The 16,191-nt window shown below is 33.0% G+C and carries 12 protein-coding genes and 1 pseudogene; 2 read left to right on the top strand and 11 right to left on the bottom strand.

From position 1 onward, the window contains the following. Window positions 1-38: 38 nt before the first annotated feature. Window positions 39-1,154: an IS4 family transposase gene (locus tag NSQ41_RS18270; RefSeq protein WP_339210605.1), complete on the bottom strand. Its 1,116-nt coding sequence runs from the start codon at window positions 1,152-1,154 to the stop codon at window positions 39-41. A 223-nt stretch (window positions 1,155-1,377) separates the two neighbouring features. Beyond that, complete coding sequence (locus NSQ41_RS18275) at window positions 1,378-1,638, bottom strand: hypothetical protein (protein ID WP_339210607.1); 261 nt, start codon at window positions 1,636-1,638, stop codon at window positions 1,378-1,380. 111 nt (window positions 1,639-1,749) lie between these two features. On the opposite strand from NSQ41_RS18275, the pseudogene NSQ41_RS18280 reads away from it, so the two are divergent. Next, window positions 1,750-2,205 (top strand): annotated as a pseudogene (locus NSQ41_RS18280) (transposase); the annotation flags it as partial. 81 nt (window positions 2,206-2,286) lie between these two features. Here NSQ41_RS18280 and murJ read toward each other — a convergent pair. The 8 genes from murJ to NSQ41_RS18320 all read right to left on the bottom strand — a co-directional run bounded on the left by murJ (window position 2,287) and on the right by NSQ41_RS18320 (window position 12,073). Continuing rightward, window positions 2,287-3,801, bottom strand: a complete 1,515-nt coding sequence (murJ, locus tag NSQ41_RS18285) for a murein biosynthesis integral membrane protein MurJ (RefSeq protein WP_339210608.1) — start codon at window positions 3,799-3,801, stop codon at window positions 2,287-2,289. A gap of 31 nt (window positions 3,802-3,832) precedes the next feature. Next, entirely contained in the window at window positions 3,833-4,951 is a 1,119-nt protein-coding gene (locus tag NSQ41_RS18290) for a glycosyltransferase family 1 protein (RefSeq protein ID WP_339210610.1), read from the bottom strand. Next, entirely contained in the window at window positions 4,938-6,434 is a 1,497-nt protein-coding gene (locus NSQ41_RS18295; RefSeq protein WP_339210612.1) for an O-antigen polysaccharide polymerase Wzy family protein, read from the bottom strand. Before NSQ41_RS18295 ends, NSQ41_RS18290 begins: the two co-directional genes overlap by 14 nt. A 411-nt stretch (window positions 6,435-6,845) precedes the next feature. Next, window positions 6,846-8,129 carry a glycosyltransferase gene (locus NSQ41_RS18300; protein WP_339210614.1) on the bottom strand — a complete coding sequence of 428 codons (1,284 nt, stop codon included), beginning with the start codon at window positions 8,127-8,129 and terminating at the stop codon, window positions 6,846-6,848. After that, on the bottom strand, window positions 8,129-8,743 hold the full coding sequence (locus tag NSQ41_RS18305) for a sugar transferase (protein WP_339210615.1): 615 nt from the start codon (window positions 8,741-8,743) through the stop codon (window positions 8,129-8,131). The genes NSQ41_RS18300 and NSQ41_RS18305 overlap by 1 nt, the downstream gene beginning before the upstream one ends. Beyond that, a complete protein-coding gene (locus tag NSQ41_RS18310; protein WP_339210616.1) occupies window positions 8,724-9,629 on the bottom strand; it encodes an NAD(P)-dependent oxidoreductase in 906 nt (301 codons plus the stop codon). The genes NSQ41_RS18305 and NSQ41_RS18310 overlap by 20 nt, the downstream gene beginning before the upstream one ends. 112 nt (window positions 9,630-9,741) lie before the next feature. Beyond that, a complete protein-coding gene (locus NSQ41_RS18315) occupies window positions 9,742-10,857 on the bottom strand; it encodes an ATP-grasp domain-containing protein (protein ID WP_339210617.1) in 1,116 nt (371 codons plus the stop codon). Window positions 10,858-10,879: 22 nt separating this feature from the next. Continuing rightward, window positions 10,880-12,073: a DegT/DnrJ/EryC1/StrS family aminotransferase gene (locus NSQ41_RS18320; RefSeq protein ID WP_339210619.1), complete on the bottom strand. Its 1,194-nt coding sequence runs from the start codon at window positions 12,071-12,073 to the stop codon at window positions 10,880-10,882. Window positions 12,074-12,464: 391 nt separating this feature from the next. Here NSQ41_RS18320 and NSQ41_RS18325 point away from each other — a divergent pair. Continuing rightward, window positions 12,465-13,693 (top strand): IS3 family transposase gene (locus NSQ41_RS18325; RefSeq protein ID WP_339210620.1). Its coding sequence is split into 2 segments (ribosomal slippage): window positions 12,465-12,753 and window positions 12,753-13,693, totalling 1,230 coding nucleotides; the frame shifts between segments, so codons are not numbered across the junction. Window positions 13,694-14,357: 664 nt separating this feature from the next. Here NSQ41_RS18325 and NSQ41_RS18330 read toward each other — a convergent pair. Further along, window positions 14,358-16,190 carry a nucleoside-diphosphate sugar epimerase/dehydratase gene (locus tag NSQ41_RS18330; RefSeq protein WP_339210621.1) on the bottom strand — a complete coding sequence of 611 codons (1,833 nt, stop codon included), beginning with the start codon at window positions 16,188-16,190 and terminating at the stop codon, window positions 14,358-14,360. Window position 16,191 lies beyond the last annotated feature (1 nt).

The following is a 16,191-nucleotide window of genomic DNA, read 5'->3' on the forward strand; positions in this document are numbered from 1 at the left end:
TATACAGTTAAACCAGAGCGACAACGACAAAAGGGAGATTATGGACTGGCTCGCCCATCAAATTTTCGCAACCAAACATAAGCTGGTTTCCACAGAGCTCTCTTTAACCAACGAGTAATTCGAAGTAGGGATTTCTTACTTTTCATCTCCAATTGAATGAGAACATGTAAGCAATACGTGATAAGGGCTAAGAAAATTTGATTTTGAATAGCTGTTTCACTCATTCCATAAAAGTGCTTAATTTCCACGTGTTGCTTGAGCCATTTGAAAAAGAGCTCAATAGCCCAGCGAGATCGGTAAATATCACTTATCTCTTCTGGTTTTAAATCAAATCGGTTGGTGATTAAACGAAGTAAGTTCCCTTTTGTGTCCATAACTTCTAGTAGACGAAAGACATTTTCAGTACGATTTTGTGTGGTACCAATGTAGACCATTTTATCGGATAGAACGTGACAATCATCAGGAAGTGAAAATGTATAGACTTCACGAATGACTGCGTTTTTCTTCAGTCTTGAAACGAAGAAATAGCCATCATCTGTCATCCGATCAAAACGTTCATAGTCCACATAACCGCGGTCAAACACATACATGGCTTCTTGATCATCCACTAGGACTTCGAGTTGATTTCGGTCATGTTCTTTTGCTGTCGTAATCACTGCTTTTTCAGGATAGACGGTGTCTTTATCCATGAAAACGAGCCGTAAGTGTAGCTTTACACCAGCTTTTGTTTTACGGAATTTTGCCCATTTATAATGGGTCAAATTCAACGGGAGTGTACTTGAATCAATGATTTTCAGTGGCATATTCTTTCCGTTTTGATAATGGTGCCGTTGAATTTTCCAAACAAGATCCAAGAACAAATTGGCAAGAATGAGTGGGTTGATCTGATTGTTTTTTCGGGATAGCTGAGAGGCACTTATCGATTCAAATCCGAGTGCTTTTTGAAGATCTTCGTCTACAAGTGCATCACTCATTTCCTCTAAGCTCTTAAATTCGAGCAGCTGGGCTACCAATAAAAGTTTAATATAGGCTTCTGTTGTCAGCTTTTTTGTGTAATAGTCCTGTTTCAATTCTTTGACTTGTTCGCTAAGTTTTTGAATATTTATGGGTGAAACCCATTTACCAAATGATGAAATTAGTGTATTCTTGTCCATAATGGTTATCCTTTACGATTGGATTTGGACAGGAACCACCTGTACTTCCATTGTAAAGGATTTTTTTGTTTCGAAATCAATAAAAAATTGAACATTCTTAGTATTTTGAATCATCAGATTTAATTACTGCAATGCTAGTGATTTTCGATAAAAAAAGTGGATAACTATTGGTATAATCACCTTTAGTTATCCACATGTAGTGAAATGGTGTCAAACTTGAGTTTCAATTACCAATATTTCGACAAATTTCGGGTGGTGACAGGCACCGCTCCCAGTCAACTTCAACCGTTAACTGACCTACCAATTTCTCTAAATTTTCTTGTTTGGCCTCATATTCTTTACGGATTTTATCCACTTCGCTTGAGCCTTTTTCAAAGACCATCGAGGATCGTTCTAGAAATTCTGCTTTCCAACGACTGACCATGACTGGGCTTAATTCATATTTGGCGGCTATTTCATTGACGGTTTGCTCTTCACGCAACACCTCAAGAACCACCTTAGCTTTAAATTCTGCGGTATATCGGTTTCTTTTTTTCATGGTATCATTATAACTTATTTATCACGCTCATGTGTCTCACCTTATGGGAGCATTATAGTGATTGCCTACAATAAACGGAATGAGTCTGAACCAATCGGATTTGATAAGCATTTCGCTCCAACCTGTTTCAGAGAGCACTCTTATCGCTACGACAGCTACGATGCCAAATATGAAACACTGAAATATACAAGGCCAAAAGAATGTGTTGACTGCCCGCTGGCAAATGAAGGCATCTGCCAAAAAGTGTATAAAGTCAAAATCACGACAGACCTTCGAAAATACACAGCTCCTGCCCGGGGATCCAAGGCATGGAAAAATATTTTCAAACGTCGTACTGCAGTAGAACGGGTGAATGCATATTTAAAGGAGTACTTTCAGCTAAACAATGTTCGTTACCGGACCGGAAAACGGGCAAAAGTACATTTCGATCTTGTAACGCTTATTTACAATGCATCAAAACTAGCCGCAGACCGCATAAACGCAATGTTAAATCAAGGGCAACAAGCTGCATAAACCTAAGGCAATTTAAAAAAACGGCAATTTAGAAATTCTGCAGGTCTTTGTATTTTTAAAAAGAGCAATTATGAAATTGATTCAATTACTAATTTTACTTCTAATTACTAGAATCATTTTATTCAATTCCTTAACTTTCAATAAGTATACAAATAAGCAGTAAATTATAATTCCAAAAATACTGGAAATCAACAATGCAAAGATATCTCCAATTCTATAATCTAATATATTAAATATATATAAAGTACATATCCCCATTATAATTGAAGCTAATAAAACTTTAATAAATGTTACCATTATCGACTTGTAATCTAGCTTAGAGATTTTTTTATTGTAATCATTAGCTAATAAAAAGACAATAAAGAATGCTGAAATACTTGTTGATAAAGCTAGTCCACCGATTCCCATAAATCTAATCAATATAAGATTTAAGCATACGTTTAATAACATTGAAATAACACTATTTTTTAATGGAGTTTTAGTGTCAGTAGTAGCATAAAAAGCTCTAGAAAGTATTTCTCTAAATCCATATGCACATATTCCAACTGCATAAAATAAAAATGCTTGTGAAGTCATGTAAATCGCATTATCATCAAATGCCCCTCTTCCAAATAAAACTGTTATTATTGTTTCTGAGAAAATAATTGTGCCTATTGATATTGGTACAGCAATTATTGAGATTATATTTAATGCTTCTTTTACAGAAGTATTTAAACCTACTTTATCTTTTTTAATAGCCATTTTTGTCATTGTAGGATACATTGCCGTTGCTATAGAATTTGCAAATATACCGTTAATAAAAATATTTAACCTATTAGCATAATCTAAAGCAGACATAGCGCCTTCTGCAATTGTAGAAGCAAAGGTACGATCAATTAATACGTTTATTTGATTTATGTTTAATCCTATAATTGCAGGTATTGCAACTATAAACATTTTCTTTAAACTTTCATTTTTAAGATTGAAAATAGGTTTATATTTATATCCTTTTTTTAATATTGAAGGTAACCATAATAAAATTTGAGAAAATGCTGCTAATACATTACCATAAGCTAATACCATTAAATTAGTTTTAGAACTTATGAGTATTGCAATAATTGCAATTATATTCATAGGTAGTCCAACTAATACAGGTGTTGCAAAATCACCTTTAATTTGAAGATAACCACTAAAAATTGCTGTTAATACAAAAAAATAAAGCGTAATGAAACCTATTCTTGTAAAATCAACTGCTAATCTAAGAGCCTCACCTTCAAAACCAACAGCGAAAATTTTTACAATTGATTCAGTGAAAATCATTCCGATAATTATTAAAATAGTACAGAATAACATTGAAACATTTATCAAATTATTTGTGAAATTTATAGCTTCGTTCTCATTTTTTTCATTTGCTATCCGAGTAAAAATTGGGATATATCCGGTTGCGATACCCATAGAAATAAAACTAAATATAAATGCTGGTACAGTTAAAGATATTATATATGCATCAGTAATATAAGATGCACCATATAAATAAGAAAGAAATATATCTCTAATAAATCCTAACCCTTTTACAATTATTGTTAATAACATAATTAGAAGTGCGGCTTTTTTCACAATCTAATTATTCCCTTTCTAGTAGCATAATTTATCGATAACAATGTTTGACTGCATCTATATAAAATTGTTCCATTTGTTTAGACATTGTTTTAATATCGTAACCAGCATCTCTAATTTTTTGGACATTATCATACCTTTTATTTTTATTACTAATATCTAATAAAGTATCTACCCAATCATCAACATTTTCTATTGATCTAAAGAAAACTTGATCTGTAATAGCAATCTCTTTTGTAACATTTGAAGAAACTACACAAGGTAATCCTGCAGTTTGTGCTTCAACTGAAACAATTGGAAATCCTTCAAATTTTGATGGTAAAGTAAACACATCCATTGCTTGAAAATATTCATTTACATTTTTTATTGATCCTGTAAAAATAACTTTATCATCTAAATTCAATTTATGTACTTTTTCAACAACCTCATTCTTCATTGGTCCTTCACCAATAAATAACAATATAGCATCACTCCTTTTCTTAAGGAACTCTTTAAAAACATCCACTAAAAACGTTTGATTTTTCACATCAAAAAAAGTGCCAACATGTCCAACGACAAATTTATTATCTAAATTTAATTCTTTTCTCATTTTATCTCTTTTATTAGTATCAAATTTAAATTTATCAATGTCTATTGCATTAGGAACAACTTCATAAGATAAGTCATCAAACATCCATTTCCCTGCTAAATCTGAACATGACAATTTATGAGTTGCCAGTTTATTTATATATTTCTTATTCATCTTTTCAGTAAATTTCGCTATTTTACCTAATGGGAAAATATATCCTGAACTATGTGCATGAACAATTCTTACTGGTACTCCACACATTTTAGCTACTATTAAATAATCTAGATCTGCAAGGTGACTTTTGTGAAAATGAACAATTTGTATCTCTCTATGTTTTTTAAAAAAATTAAATGGTAAATACAAAAAATGTTTTACCACATCTCTTCTTTTGTAAAGAATAGGATATACTTTCCCACCCATTGCAATTATTTCATCTTCATAAGCAATTTTATCACCGTACAAGGTTAAAAAATCAAACTGAACTTTTGATCGATCAATATTCCTATAAATATTCATCACGAATGACTCTAAACCACCGTAATTTGGTGTCATCCCTACATGTAATACTCTAATTTCTCTCATATCTTTTCTCCATTTCCAATCGATTATTTATAATTATAAATTGAGATTTATTAAACAAATTAATAAATAAATATGATGAAAATAATAAGATTACTACACCCAGAATATTTATTAAAGTGAATGATGATGTAATGAAAGCAGTAGTTTCAGATCTAGGTGTCATCATAAGATTTCTAATTAATAATAAAGCAAAAGTGGATATATATGGTTTTCCATTAAAAAACCATTTGTAGAGAACAACAAATAATAACCCAAATAAAAAACTACCAATAGCAACACCAATAATGCCAAAATCCACATTGAGTTCAGCAATATAACTTGATCCATAACCTCTTCCTTGTAAATACCCCGACGGCATAATATAATAAGAAATCCTATGTGAAAAAAGATTTCCATTTAACGCTCTTTCAATTGATTGACCAGAATAGACAGGAAAATCAAAAAATAATTGGGTGATAATATTGCTTTTTAAAAATTCAATTATTGTTCCTAAACTATACATTTGATGATCAGGATATACCACCTTAAATTCTTGACTATATGCTAGTGTTTTTAATGTTACTCCTTGCTTATAAAAGAATTCTAATACCATGTTATTTACATTGCTAGTTGCTTCTGTCATACCAACCCTTGTATAACTAACAATATTCATTAAAGTTGCTACAATAGGAATTGCAGTAATAGTCGTAATTATTTCCTTCTTTCCTAACCATTTTTTTTTGCTATCTTTATCTCTAAAAGCAAAATAAATTAAAATAATAATAATATTTAAAATAAACCCGGCTCTTTTTCCTGTTCCTAATGATATGACCCCTTCAATTAAATATAATAGAATTGGCAGTATTGCTTCCTTTTTTGTAGGTTTTACTGATAAAAAGGCAAAAAAAGGAACGGCATACATTTCTGACAACTTAACTACGATAGGTGGTAAATTAGATTTATACGAAGTATAAAAATCAAAATAACCAGACTCTTGCACAAATGAAGTTTGATCTTTTAAATATAAAAACCTAAAAATTAATAGAAAATAGAAAAAATATTTACTAATGTTTTTAAAATAAATCCAAAACAAACTTTTATTGTAAGTTTTTTCTAGAATATTTTCGGAAACTTTTTTATTTAAAATACGTTTTTCCATTAGTAGATTTCCTAAAAATAAAAATAGCATACTAATATAAATACCTATAAAAATATTTATTATCACTCTTGGATCATAGATTTCAGTTCCAAAGAAACCGGCTTCACTATGTTGATAATCAAACAAAGTAATAATAAAGGGTCTACTTAATATAAAAACAAATAAAGTAATATTAAAAGAAAAGAAAATAACCCTTTCTGAAAATTTTTCAAATGCAAACCAAATATTTTGGATTAGTAATAAAAAAATAGAAAAATTTATAATATTAATACTATCTGCAATTATTCCTATAAAAAATAGTAAGATAGATATCAAAAGAAAAACATTTCTAAGCAGTACTAACAAGAAATTCACCTTCTTATATATAATAGACTCTCGTTTTTACTAAAGACTTTAAGGGTAAGGTTTTTCTGTTCTGTCCAAGTTATGTAGCATCTATTTTTTTGTAAAGAAAAGACTTTTTTAACTAGTTCACTTCCATTGAATGATTTTATAAACGAGATAAAATCTACTCATTTAGATGCCGAAAGGCATTAGTCAACGATAATATGATTTAGAAAAATCTATTGATTAGAGTTGTGTTAAAATATTGATACTTTATATACCCAAAAGATCACTTTTGAGACATATTACACCAGTTCCCATCCGTAATTTTTATGGTAGGCCAATATTGAATAAATTATAAATTTAAGACTGACTTATCCATAGAAACTCTTGAATTTCCAGTGAATTATTCTAATATATAATTAAATCTTTTCATTCCGATAGTCTATTATATAACTTTTTATTTTTATAATTGTGTCCAGAGATTTCAGCTGCAAATTCTGTATATAACTTTACAGCATTACAATTTTTATTCCACAACATATATGAATTTTTGCACATACTGCTGTATTCCTCATATGTCAACTGATAAAATTTTCTTAATACGTTACTGATTTCTTCTGCTAATGGGTTACTTTTTAGAAGGAAGCCAGAAACACCATTTTTTAAAATCTCTCTAGTACCTCCAACATCTGTAGCAATAACGGGTAACCCCATAGACATTGCTTCCATAATTGAAACAGGAACACCCTCAGAAGATGAAACATTAACAAATACAGTAGCTGGATTCTTTTGATACCATTCTAATACTTCTTCATTTTTTAATTGCCCTGTAAAATAATAATTGTTACTATCAAGTTTTTTCTTTGCCAATTTGCTAATTTTTTTAAATTCCGAGCCGCCTCCAATATGCGTCCAATGAAATTTAATCCCTTCATCTTGTAAAATTTTTAATGCATCTATTAACAAGTCTAATCTTTTTACTTTTCTCATTACCGAACAAGTCACAATATTTAACATTTCGATTCCCTTTTTCTCCGAAACTTTTCTGGGCATTGTCCCTAATCTTCTTACTTCCACTTTCTTTTCAAATCCTGGATTAGTTTTATTAATATAATCAACACCATCTTGTGAACAAGGGAAAATATGGTCTAATTTTGATAGTAAGAAATTTCTTTGAGGTAAATATTTTAATGGTGCAGCATCTTCATATAAATCATATCTGTGAGCTCTAGATATTGTTTTGACATTATTAACATTTTTTAACAAATTCTCTCTCAACTTAATCGCTACATTTGCAGTAATATATAACCAGTAACTGTATATCGTAATTGAACTATATTTTTCAAATGCTATATTTTTTAATTGTTTTTCAAAAGAATTATAAACCTCGATAGACCTAGCTTCAAAATACTTCGCATAAAGTCTTTGCGCAAAGTTTTCTTTCCCATTAAATAAATTTTTATTATGTGAAACTTTATTCATATGTTTAAAAAACATTTTTGCTTTTCCAATTGGATTAAAATACAAATTGGATGATATTATTTTACAATTTTTAGGAACTTTTCTAGTTTGTTTCATATTTGGTGACTTCATTGTTACCAAAATAATTATATCTTTAAACTCTTCTGATAAAAACTCTATTTCCGATTCTAAATATTCTTCACCTTTATGAAAAGGATAGTAGTTGGTTAATAGTATTAAGCAGTTATTCACTATAGCCCCACCTTTTCTTGGTTACTCTCATAACGATTTATATTTTTAGCTTTCAATACAGAAGCCAATGTCATAAATATTATCTTTATATCTAAAGCGAACGAAATATTTTCTACATAATATAAATCGTTTTTTACACGTTGTTCCATCGTAGATTTATTTCTTAATAATGCTTGATTATAACCCGTAATACCAGGACGAACTTCAAACTTTCTAAAATATTCTTTTGGATATTTATCTTTATTTCCTAATGGACTAGGCCTAGGTCCAACAAAACTCATGTCCCCCTTTAAAACATTAATGATTTGAGGAATTTCATCTATGCTTGTCTTCCTTAATATTTTTCCTACTTTTGTTACTCTCGGGTCATCATCAGAATTAAAAGTACTACCATCTTCATTACGTATATCTGGTGCATTCACTTTCATAGTGCGAAATTTATACATCCGAAATTCCTTCATATCCTTTCCTAATCTTGGAGCGATATAAAATACTGGACCTTTATCTTCCAGTTTAATCATAATCGAAACTGGTATCATAATAATCAATAATAATGGAAGTGCGAGTAAAGCCCCTATCACATCAAATAAACGCTTAATACCATAACGGTACATAATCTAACTCCTTCATTAATGTTCTTATTTCAGCTAATGCTTCAGAAAAAGTATAATCAGGCGAAAATTTCAGAATTGTTTTTGCCTTGCTACTGTCCATATAAGAGGAACTTATTCCTTCATCTGCTGTAGGATCCTCTATTAATAAGTTACCTTCATTTTCAAATATAGTGTTAATCTGAGTTGCAACATCATAATTTGTTAAAGCCTCACCGCTACCAACATTAAAGGTACCTGAAAGTGTGCTCTGCTTTAACGTACAAACCACAGCTTTGGCTGCATCTTTTGCATATAGAAATTCCCTTTTAGCAACACTTTTAGCATGTAAAACAAGCTGCTCATGGTGAAAAGCCTGTCTCATAAATAGATTAATCATATAATTATTTTTTTCATTAAAACCATATAAGTGTGCGAATCTTAAATTTTTTACATGCAACCCCTTTTTTTCTGAATAAATATTCCCAATATATTCACATGCTAATTTACTAACACCATACATCAGTTTTGGTGCAGGGGGTTGCTCTTCTGTCCAAGGAAGCAATTTTTCATCAGAATAAACGGAAATAGACGAAGCATATACAATATTTGTTATATTCAGTTCACAACAAGCTTCATATAGATTTTGTGTCAAAATCTCATTATCATGGAATTCGGATATCATCCCTTGACTACCTCGCTTCGCTGCAAGATGCACCACAGCATCTACATCAAAAAGCTTATCTATTAAATCTGTCTTTGAATAATCCGAAACGCGATATTCATAATCATTTCTAGAATTATCTATTATGTTTCTTGTTATTACTACCGGAATATTATTTTCTTTTTTAATATACTCAACAACATGTTTGCCTAAAAATCCTGTACCACCTGTAACCGCTATTCTCATTGTAAACCTCCTTTTCCTTTTTCTTTTTCCGCTACAGTATCAATGTTCTGGTTAAAAACATACTAGCGGAACTTCAATAGAATCTTAATAATTAATAATAAGACAAATCCTATTATATCTTACGAATAAAATACCCGATTTTTTCAAATTTTCCATTTACCGGCCGGATATTCTCTCCTTGCTTATAGTAGTTAAAGCTATATAAAGAATTTTGCATTTCACTTTGATATGTAGAGTAATCAGCCTTTGTATTCGGTGGCTGACAAATAAATTCTAAAACATATCCACCCTTTAATTCATCATATTGTTTCTCCAACTCTGAAATATCATTATTTAGTAAATGCTCAAATGTAAGCTTTAATAAATTAACTCCTGTATAGTAATATAAAATATTCCACATGTGACATCCATCCAAGCGGGGTGTTATTTCAATAATATAAGGAATCCCTTGTTCCAATTTCATTTGAGCATAGACAGGTCCATTTGTAATCCCCAGTTTCTTACATGCTGATTCTATAATATCTTTTAATGTATCTGAAGTTTGTAGGTTAAGGTTTGTTGTTGGAACAATGTGTTTGTGTATTAACCCAGTATATTCTGGCCAAGTAACCCTATCTGATGCAATTAAATATTTTAGTTCACCATCCACTAGATATCCATTTACAGATAATTCAGGTCCAGAGATATATTGTTCCGCTATTACTAATCCTGAACGGGAATATTTTTTAGCAATTTCATAGCTCTTCAAATATTCATCTAAAGACTTAACTAAACTTACTCCCCTTTGCCCCTGTGCATCAGCAGGCTTTAATATAAATGGGAAATCTAACTCTAATTTATCTTTTTCACTTGTTATTGCTTGAAATTTTACATTTCCTTTAAAATCATTTCCTAAAGTTGTTCTCATTAAAAATTTATTATTACAAATACGAGCAGTTTTTTGTGATACAAAATGCGGCATTTGTAGCTGTTCACTAATAGAACATGCCACCGGTATAGCTAAATCTGAGCCTACAGAATAGACTAAAGAAATTTCATTTTCCTTTATATGCTTAATAATCGCTTCTTCATCCAAAATATTAATCTGATCAAAATGATCCGCTACATCTGCACCAGGACCATCTTTTTCCATAGCACAAGCATAAGTTTCGTATCCCATTTTTTTTAGTTCTAATATTGCATCCATTTGAACAGGAGCAACACCTAAGATTAGAATCCTTTTTTTCATAAGATGACAATTCTCTCCTTATCTATTCTATAATCTCTTTAAAAGTCTTAATAACATACCATACCTGTTCATCTGTCAAACAAGTATGAAGTGGCAATGTAATTTCATTTTCGTACATCTTATAGGCATTCGGATAATCCTCTATTGAAAAACCTAAATTTTTGTATGCTGTGTGCATAGGTAATGGCTTGTAATGAACATTTGTTGCAACACCATTCTCGGCCATTTTTTCTATAACCTTATTCCTATAATTTTCGTCCTTACCAATAAGCCTTACAAGATATAAATGACCGCTTGACGAAAAACTGTCACCATAATGTTTTAAAACATCTACATTGCAATCTTGTAAGGCCTTATCGTACATCTCAATAATTTTTTTTCTTCTTTCTAAGATTTCAGGATATCTCTGAAATTGAGCAAGTCCCAATGAGGCCATTATATCGGTCATATTGCACTTATAGCCAGGATAAACTATGTCATATTCCCAAGCACCAAGTTTGGTTTTTGCTAATGCATCCTTTGATTGCCCATGAAGAGATAACAGCATAAACTGCTTATAAATTTCTTCATTATCAATCCCAGGTATATCTCTCCAAGTAACGGCACCACCTTCAGCAGTGGTTAAATTTTTTACTGCATGAAATGAAAAACATGTAAAGTCTGCAACTTCTCCACTTTTTTTTCCTTTGTATGTTGCGCCAAAAGAATGAGCTGCATCTGCTAATACTATAACCCTACCTATTGCTTTTTGGAGTTCATTTGATGGATTAAATAGATATTGTTTTCTATTAACTATTTCAAATATCTTTTCATAGTCACACATTACTCCTGCAATATCTACAGGTATAATCACCTTTGTTTTTTCTGTAATTGCTTGTTCTAGCTGATCATAATCCATTTGGAATGAATCTTTAGCAGTATCAACTAGAACAATTTTGGCACCAACATGTTGAATGACACTTGCAGATGCTGAATAGGTATAAGCAGAGGTAATCACTTCATCCCCTTCACCTACTCCTAAAAGTCTTAGTGTCATTTCCATGGCAGCAGTAGCTGAATTTAAACAAGCCGCTTTCGATGTATTACAATACTCTGCTATCTTCTGTTCAAATCGTTTCGTTTTAGGTCCTGTTGTAATCCAACCTGATTTTAATGTATCTATAACTTCATCTATTTCCAACTGAGAAATATCTGGAGGTGAAAACGGTATTTCCATAAAAAATCTCCTCTCTTAATGAACAGATGTATATATTGCTACAAATTTACTAAACAAATACACACAACCAAGTAATTTCAATACTTCAAACATATTTTCGTTACTAAAAAAATCAGCAAATTTTTATAACTACAGAGTCTTATAAAACATTGGCTTTACTGTGTTTTAGCTTTCTTATTCCGTCAGTCATAGATTTCAACAGTTTTTTCTCTTGTGGACGCATTTGTTTACTGCTCTGATTATTCTTGCTCCTCCTGTTTCATCATAGAAGTTTTAATCACTGGTTGCACCAGCGAATCATGAGGATTTAAGCTATTTAGCCCCTAAATGAACTTGGACAATAAGAGTAAAAAATAATATACTGCTTAATGTACCAAGGAGGCTAAACAACATGACACGAACCAAACACTCCAAGGAGTTTAAATTACAAGTCATCAAAGAGGCACAGGAGACAGGCAATAACAGCCTTGTTGCCCGCCGTTATGAACTGAATTCCAACATGGTATCCCGTTGGGTGCGGGAATATAAAGATGGCAAATATGGTGATGTTGATGTCACTGTTTTGCCGGACCTTGACCCGAAAGAAATATCCAAGGAAAATGAAAAGCTCAAAATATTGCTTGGTGAAAAAGACCTTGAAATCGCGATCTTACGCGACATTATAAAAAAGAAAAACCCTCACTTGCTGAAAAAATTGAAGTAGCCGACAACTGGATCCCAAAAGGCTATTCCATTTCCAAGGTGCTAAAGATTATAGGGATTGCTCGTTCCACCTACTATTATCAAAAGAGCTACCGCGTGGAAGAGAAAAAAGTGAGTGAGGGGCGTCCGGCACCAGGTTATTCCTTCACAGAAGACGGGCGAAAAGTATCAGACGAACAAATCAAAGAATTCCTGCTGGAGGAAATTGCAGGCGATGGCTTCAACTATGGCTACCGCAAGCTGACCAAGAGGCTTCGCCGCGAATATAACCTTGTCATCAACAAGAAGAAAGTCTACCGTCTGTGCAAAGAGCTGGGTATTCTACGGCCGCAGCGCAAAAAGAAGGCCCAACCCCCTAGGAAGCTGGCACGAAACCGTACGGTAACAGACTCAAACCAGCTATGGGAAGCGGATATCAAATACGGCTACATCGAAGGGGAAGACCGGTTTTTCTTCGTCATGTCCATCATCGATGTATATGACCGTGGAATTGTCGCCTATCACAACGGATTAAGCTGTACAGCCAAAGATGCCGTCCAAGCACTTCAACAGGCATTGTTAAGACGGCAACAATTCAGCGCAGAGATCAAACCAGTGATTCGAACAGACAATGGGCCACAGTTTGTTTCCCATACTTTTGAGGAATTTTGCGAAAAATACCAGATCGAACATGAAAGGATTCCGCCGAGAACACCGAATATGAATGCCCATATTGAATCTTTTCATCGAATCTTTGAAGATGATTGCCTTTCAAGGTGGCAGTTTGAAACCTACGCGAAGGCCTATGAAGCCGTCACGGATTTTATGGTCTTCTACAACGAAAGACGGATGCATTCAAGTATTTTGGACCTGTCACCTCAGGAGTTTTACGAACAAAACAAGCAAAATAAATTGGAAATCGAAGAGGTTCGCGTATAATCGATTCATGAGGAGTCAGGGCCGACAGGAATCCCTTGTCCGGCTGCGAAAAGAGCCACAGCGTAGCTGCTTGCCATTGACCGCAGCGCCCGATTCTTAGGAGGCGATGGAAGGGGTCGGGGCCCACCAGCGAATACTTAGAATCGGTTTGTCCGTGTTAGCATTGGGCGCATGAAGAGCCCTAAAGGCTGTTTTTTTAGCGATCTTGCGCCGATCCCCCAACACGGACAAAAGCAAGGTCAATGGTGGCGGACAAGAAGCGCAGGGTTCATAATCAAGAAAAAGAGAGACTAAGAGTAACTATGTCCAAAACTCGGGGGTTAATCCGTTTATTCCAATTAGACTGATAAAAGAATAGGAATCGATTACTTTCACGTGCATCTACATCTAAGAAATAGTTTGAAATATAGCTTTGAATAGGATAGTCTACCTAAAATAGACAACATCAATAATAATTACTTTTGACAAACACATCAACAGTTACACTTCGATCCAACAAGACAAAGTGGATAAATAAGGCATACCAAAGAGGTTTCCACCAATCTCCATTGTTTAAAACATTAACTGAATTCAGTTTTTATTAAGAGTTCACTTCATTGATGATAGTTAGAGAATCTACTAAACAAAAGTTAAGCAAATTGGCATTCCTCAATACTTATAACAACTATTGATTAAACACAGAATTGATAGAAACCGACGATATAAATCGATTATTCGCAATCTCCAACAATCTTTCCCTAACCTCTTCTTTATCCATCTCTTCAAACTCTTCCATAAAGTCACGAAGAATTTTTTCGTCCACCATCGTTGCTTTCCCGATAAATATTTTCGGAAACACCTGCTCCGGATGCACTTCGTTTTCATTGAGAAGTTCTTCAAACAACTTTTCACCTGGTCGAATGCCGGTAAATTTGATACCTATTTCTTCGACGGTGTATCCTGATAATTTGATTAAATTTTTTGCCAACTCAACAATTTTCACCGGTTCACCCATATCTAAAACAAAAATTTCCCCGCCATTTGCAAGTGCTCCAGCTTGAATGACCAGCCTGGATGCTTCGGGGATTGTCATAAAATAACGTGTCATGTCGGGGTGAGTAACCGTCACGGGACCACCTTCTTGAATTTGCTTTTTAAATAACGGAATAACGCTCCCTCTGCTACCTAAAACATTTCCAAATCGAACGGCAACAAATTTTGTATTACTTCGCTTGTCCAATTGCTGTATGAGCATTTCGGCAAAGCGTTTTGTAGCCCCCATCACATTCGTCGGATTCACTGCTTTATCAGTTGAGATTAACACAAAATTATTGACACCAAATGTATCCGCTGCTTCGGCAACATTTTTCGTTCCGAAAATGTTGTTTTTGACTGCTTCCTTAGGATTGTATTCCATTAAAGGTACATGTTTATGGGCAGCCGCATGATATACAACATTGGGTTTATGCTCTTCCATCACTTCGAAGATGCGTTCACGATCTTGTATGTCCGCTATAATAGGAACAATTTCGAATTTGTCTTGATATTTTTTTCTTAACTCCAAATCTATTTGATAGATACTGTTTTCTCCATGTCCTAACAAAAGGATTTTTTTAGGATGGAACTTACATACTTGACGGCAAATTTCCGAACCGATCGAACCTCCCGCACCTGTCACAAGAATTGTTTTTCCCGTTAGTTTTTCTGAAATGCTTTGCATATCTAATTCAACTGGCTCACGACCTAATAAATCTTCGACTTGGACATCACGGAATTGATTAACGGATACCTTTCCTTCCAAAATGTCTTCCAACATCGGAACAATTTGTGTTTTTGCGTTTGTTTTCGTACAAACTTCAAAAATAGCATTCATTTTTCTTTTATTTAAGGATGGAATCGCAATAATTATATGTTCAATGTTCATTTTTTGAACAATATGGGGAATATCACGAATCATTCCAGCAACAGGAACATTTAAAATGTCAAGCTGTTGTTTTTTCGGATCATCGTCAACAAAGGCAACAGGATAGAGCTCTGCCTCTTTGTTACGCAAAAGCTGTCGTACCACCATCGTACCTGCTGCACCTGCGCCAATGATTAAAGTTCTCTTTTTATCAATTGCTTTTGTCATATAATTATCTCTGAAAATTCTCCATGCAAAACGGGAACCGCCAATGAGCAAAATATGAAGCATCCAAGTAACAGTAAGCATACGGATATAAATGTCATTTGTAAGAATAAATTGAATAATAGCTGTAACAATGATAGATAAAGTAACTGCTTTAAATATACTTAACAACTCACCGATGCTCGCATACTGCCATGCTTTTTTATATAGTTTATAAATATACGCAAAAATGTGATGGCAGCATAACATAGAAATTGAACTTATAATAACTAAAACTGGTACCTTGATTGTTTGATTTGGGTACAAAAGCCAGTAGCATAAATAAATAGAGGTAAGTACAATCATCGAATCGAGCAATATTAACAATGACAATCTTTTTTGATATGTCAAG

The sequence above is a fragment of the Aeribacillus sp. FSL K6-8210 genome, assembly GCF_037963925.1.
GTDB lineage: Bacteria > Bacillota > Bacilli > Bacillales > Aeribacillaceae > Aeribacillus > Aeribacillus composti.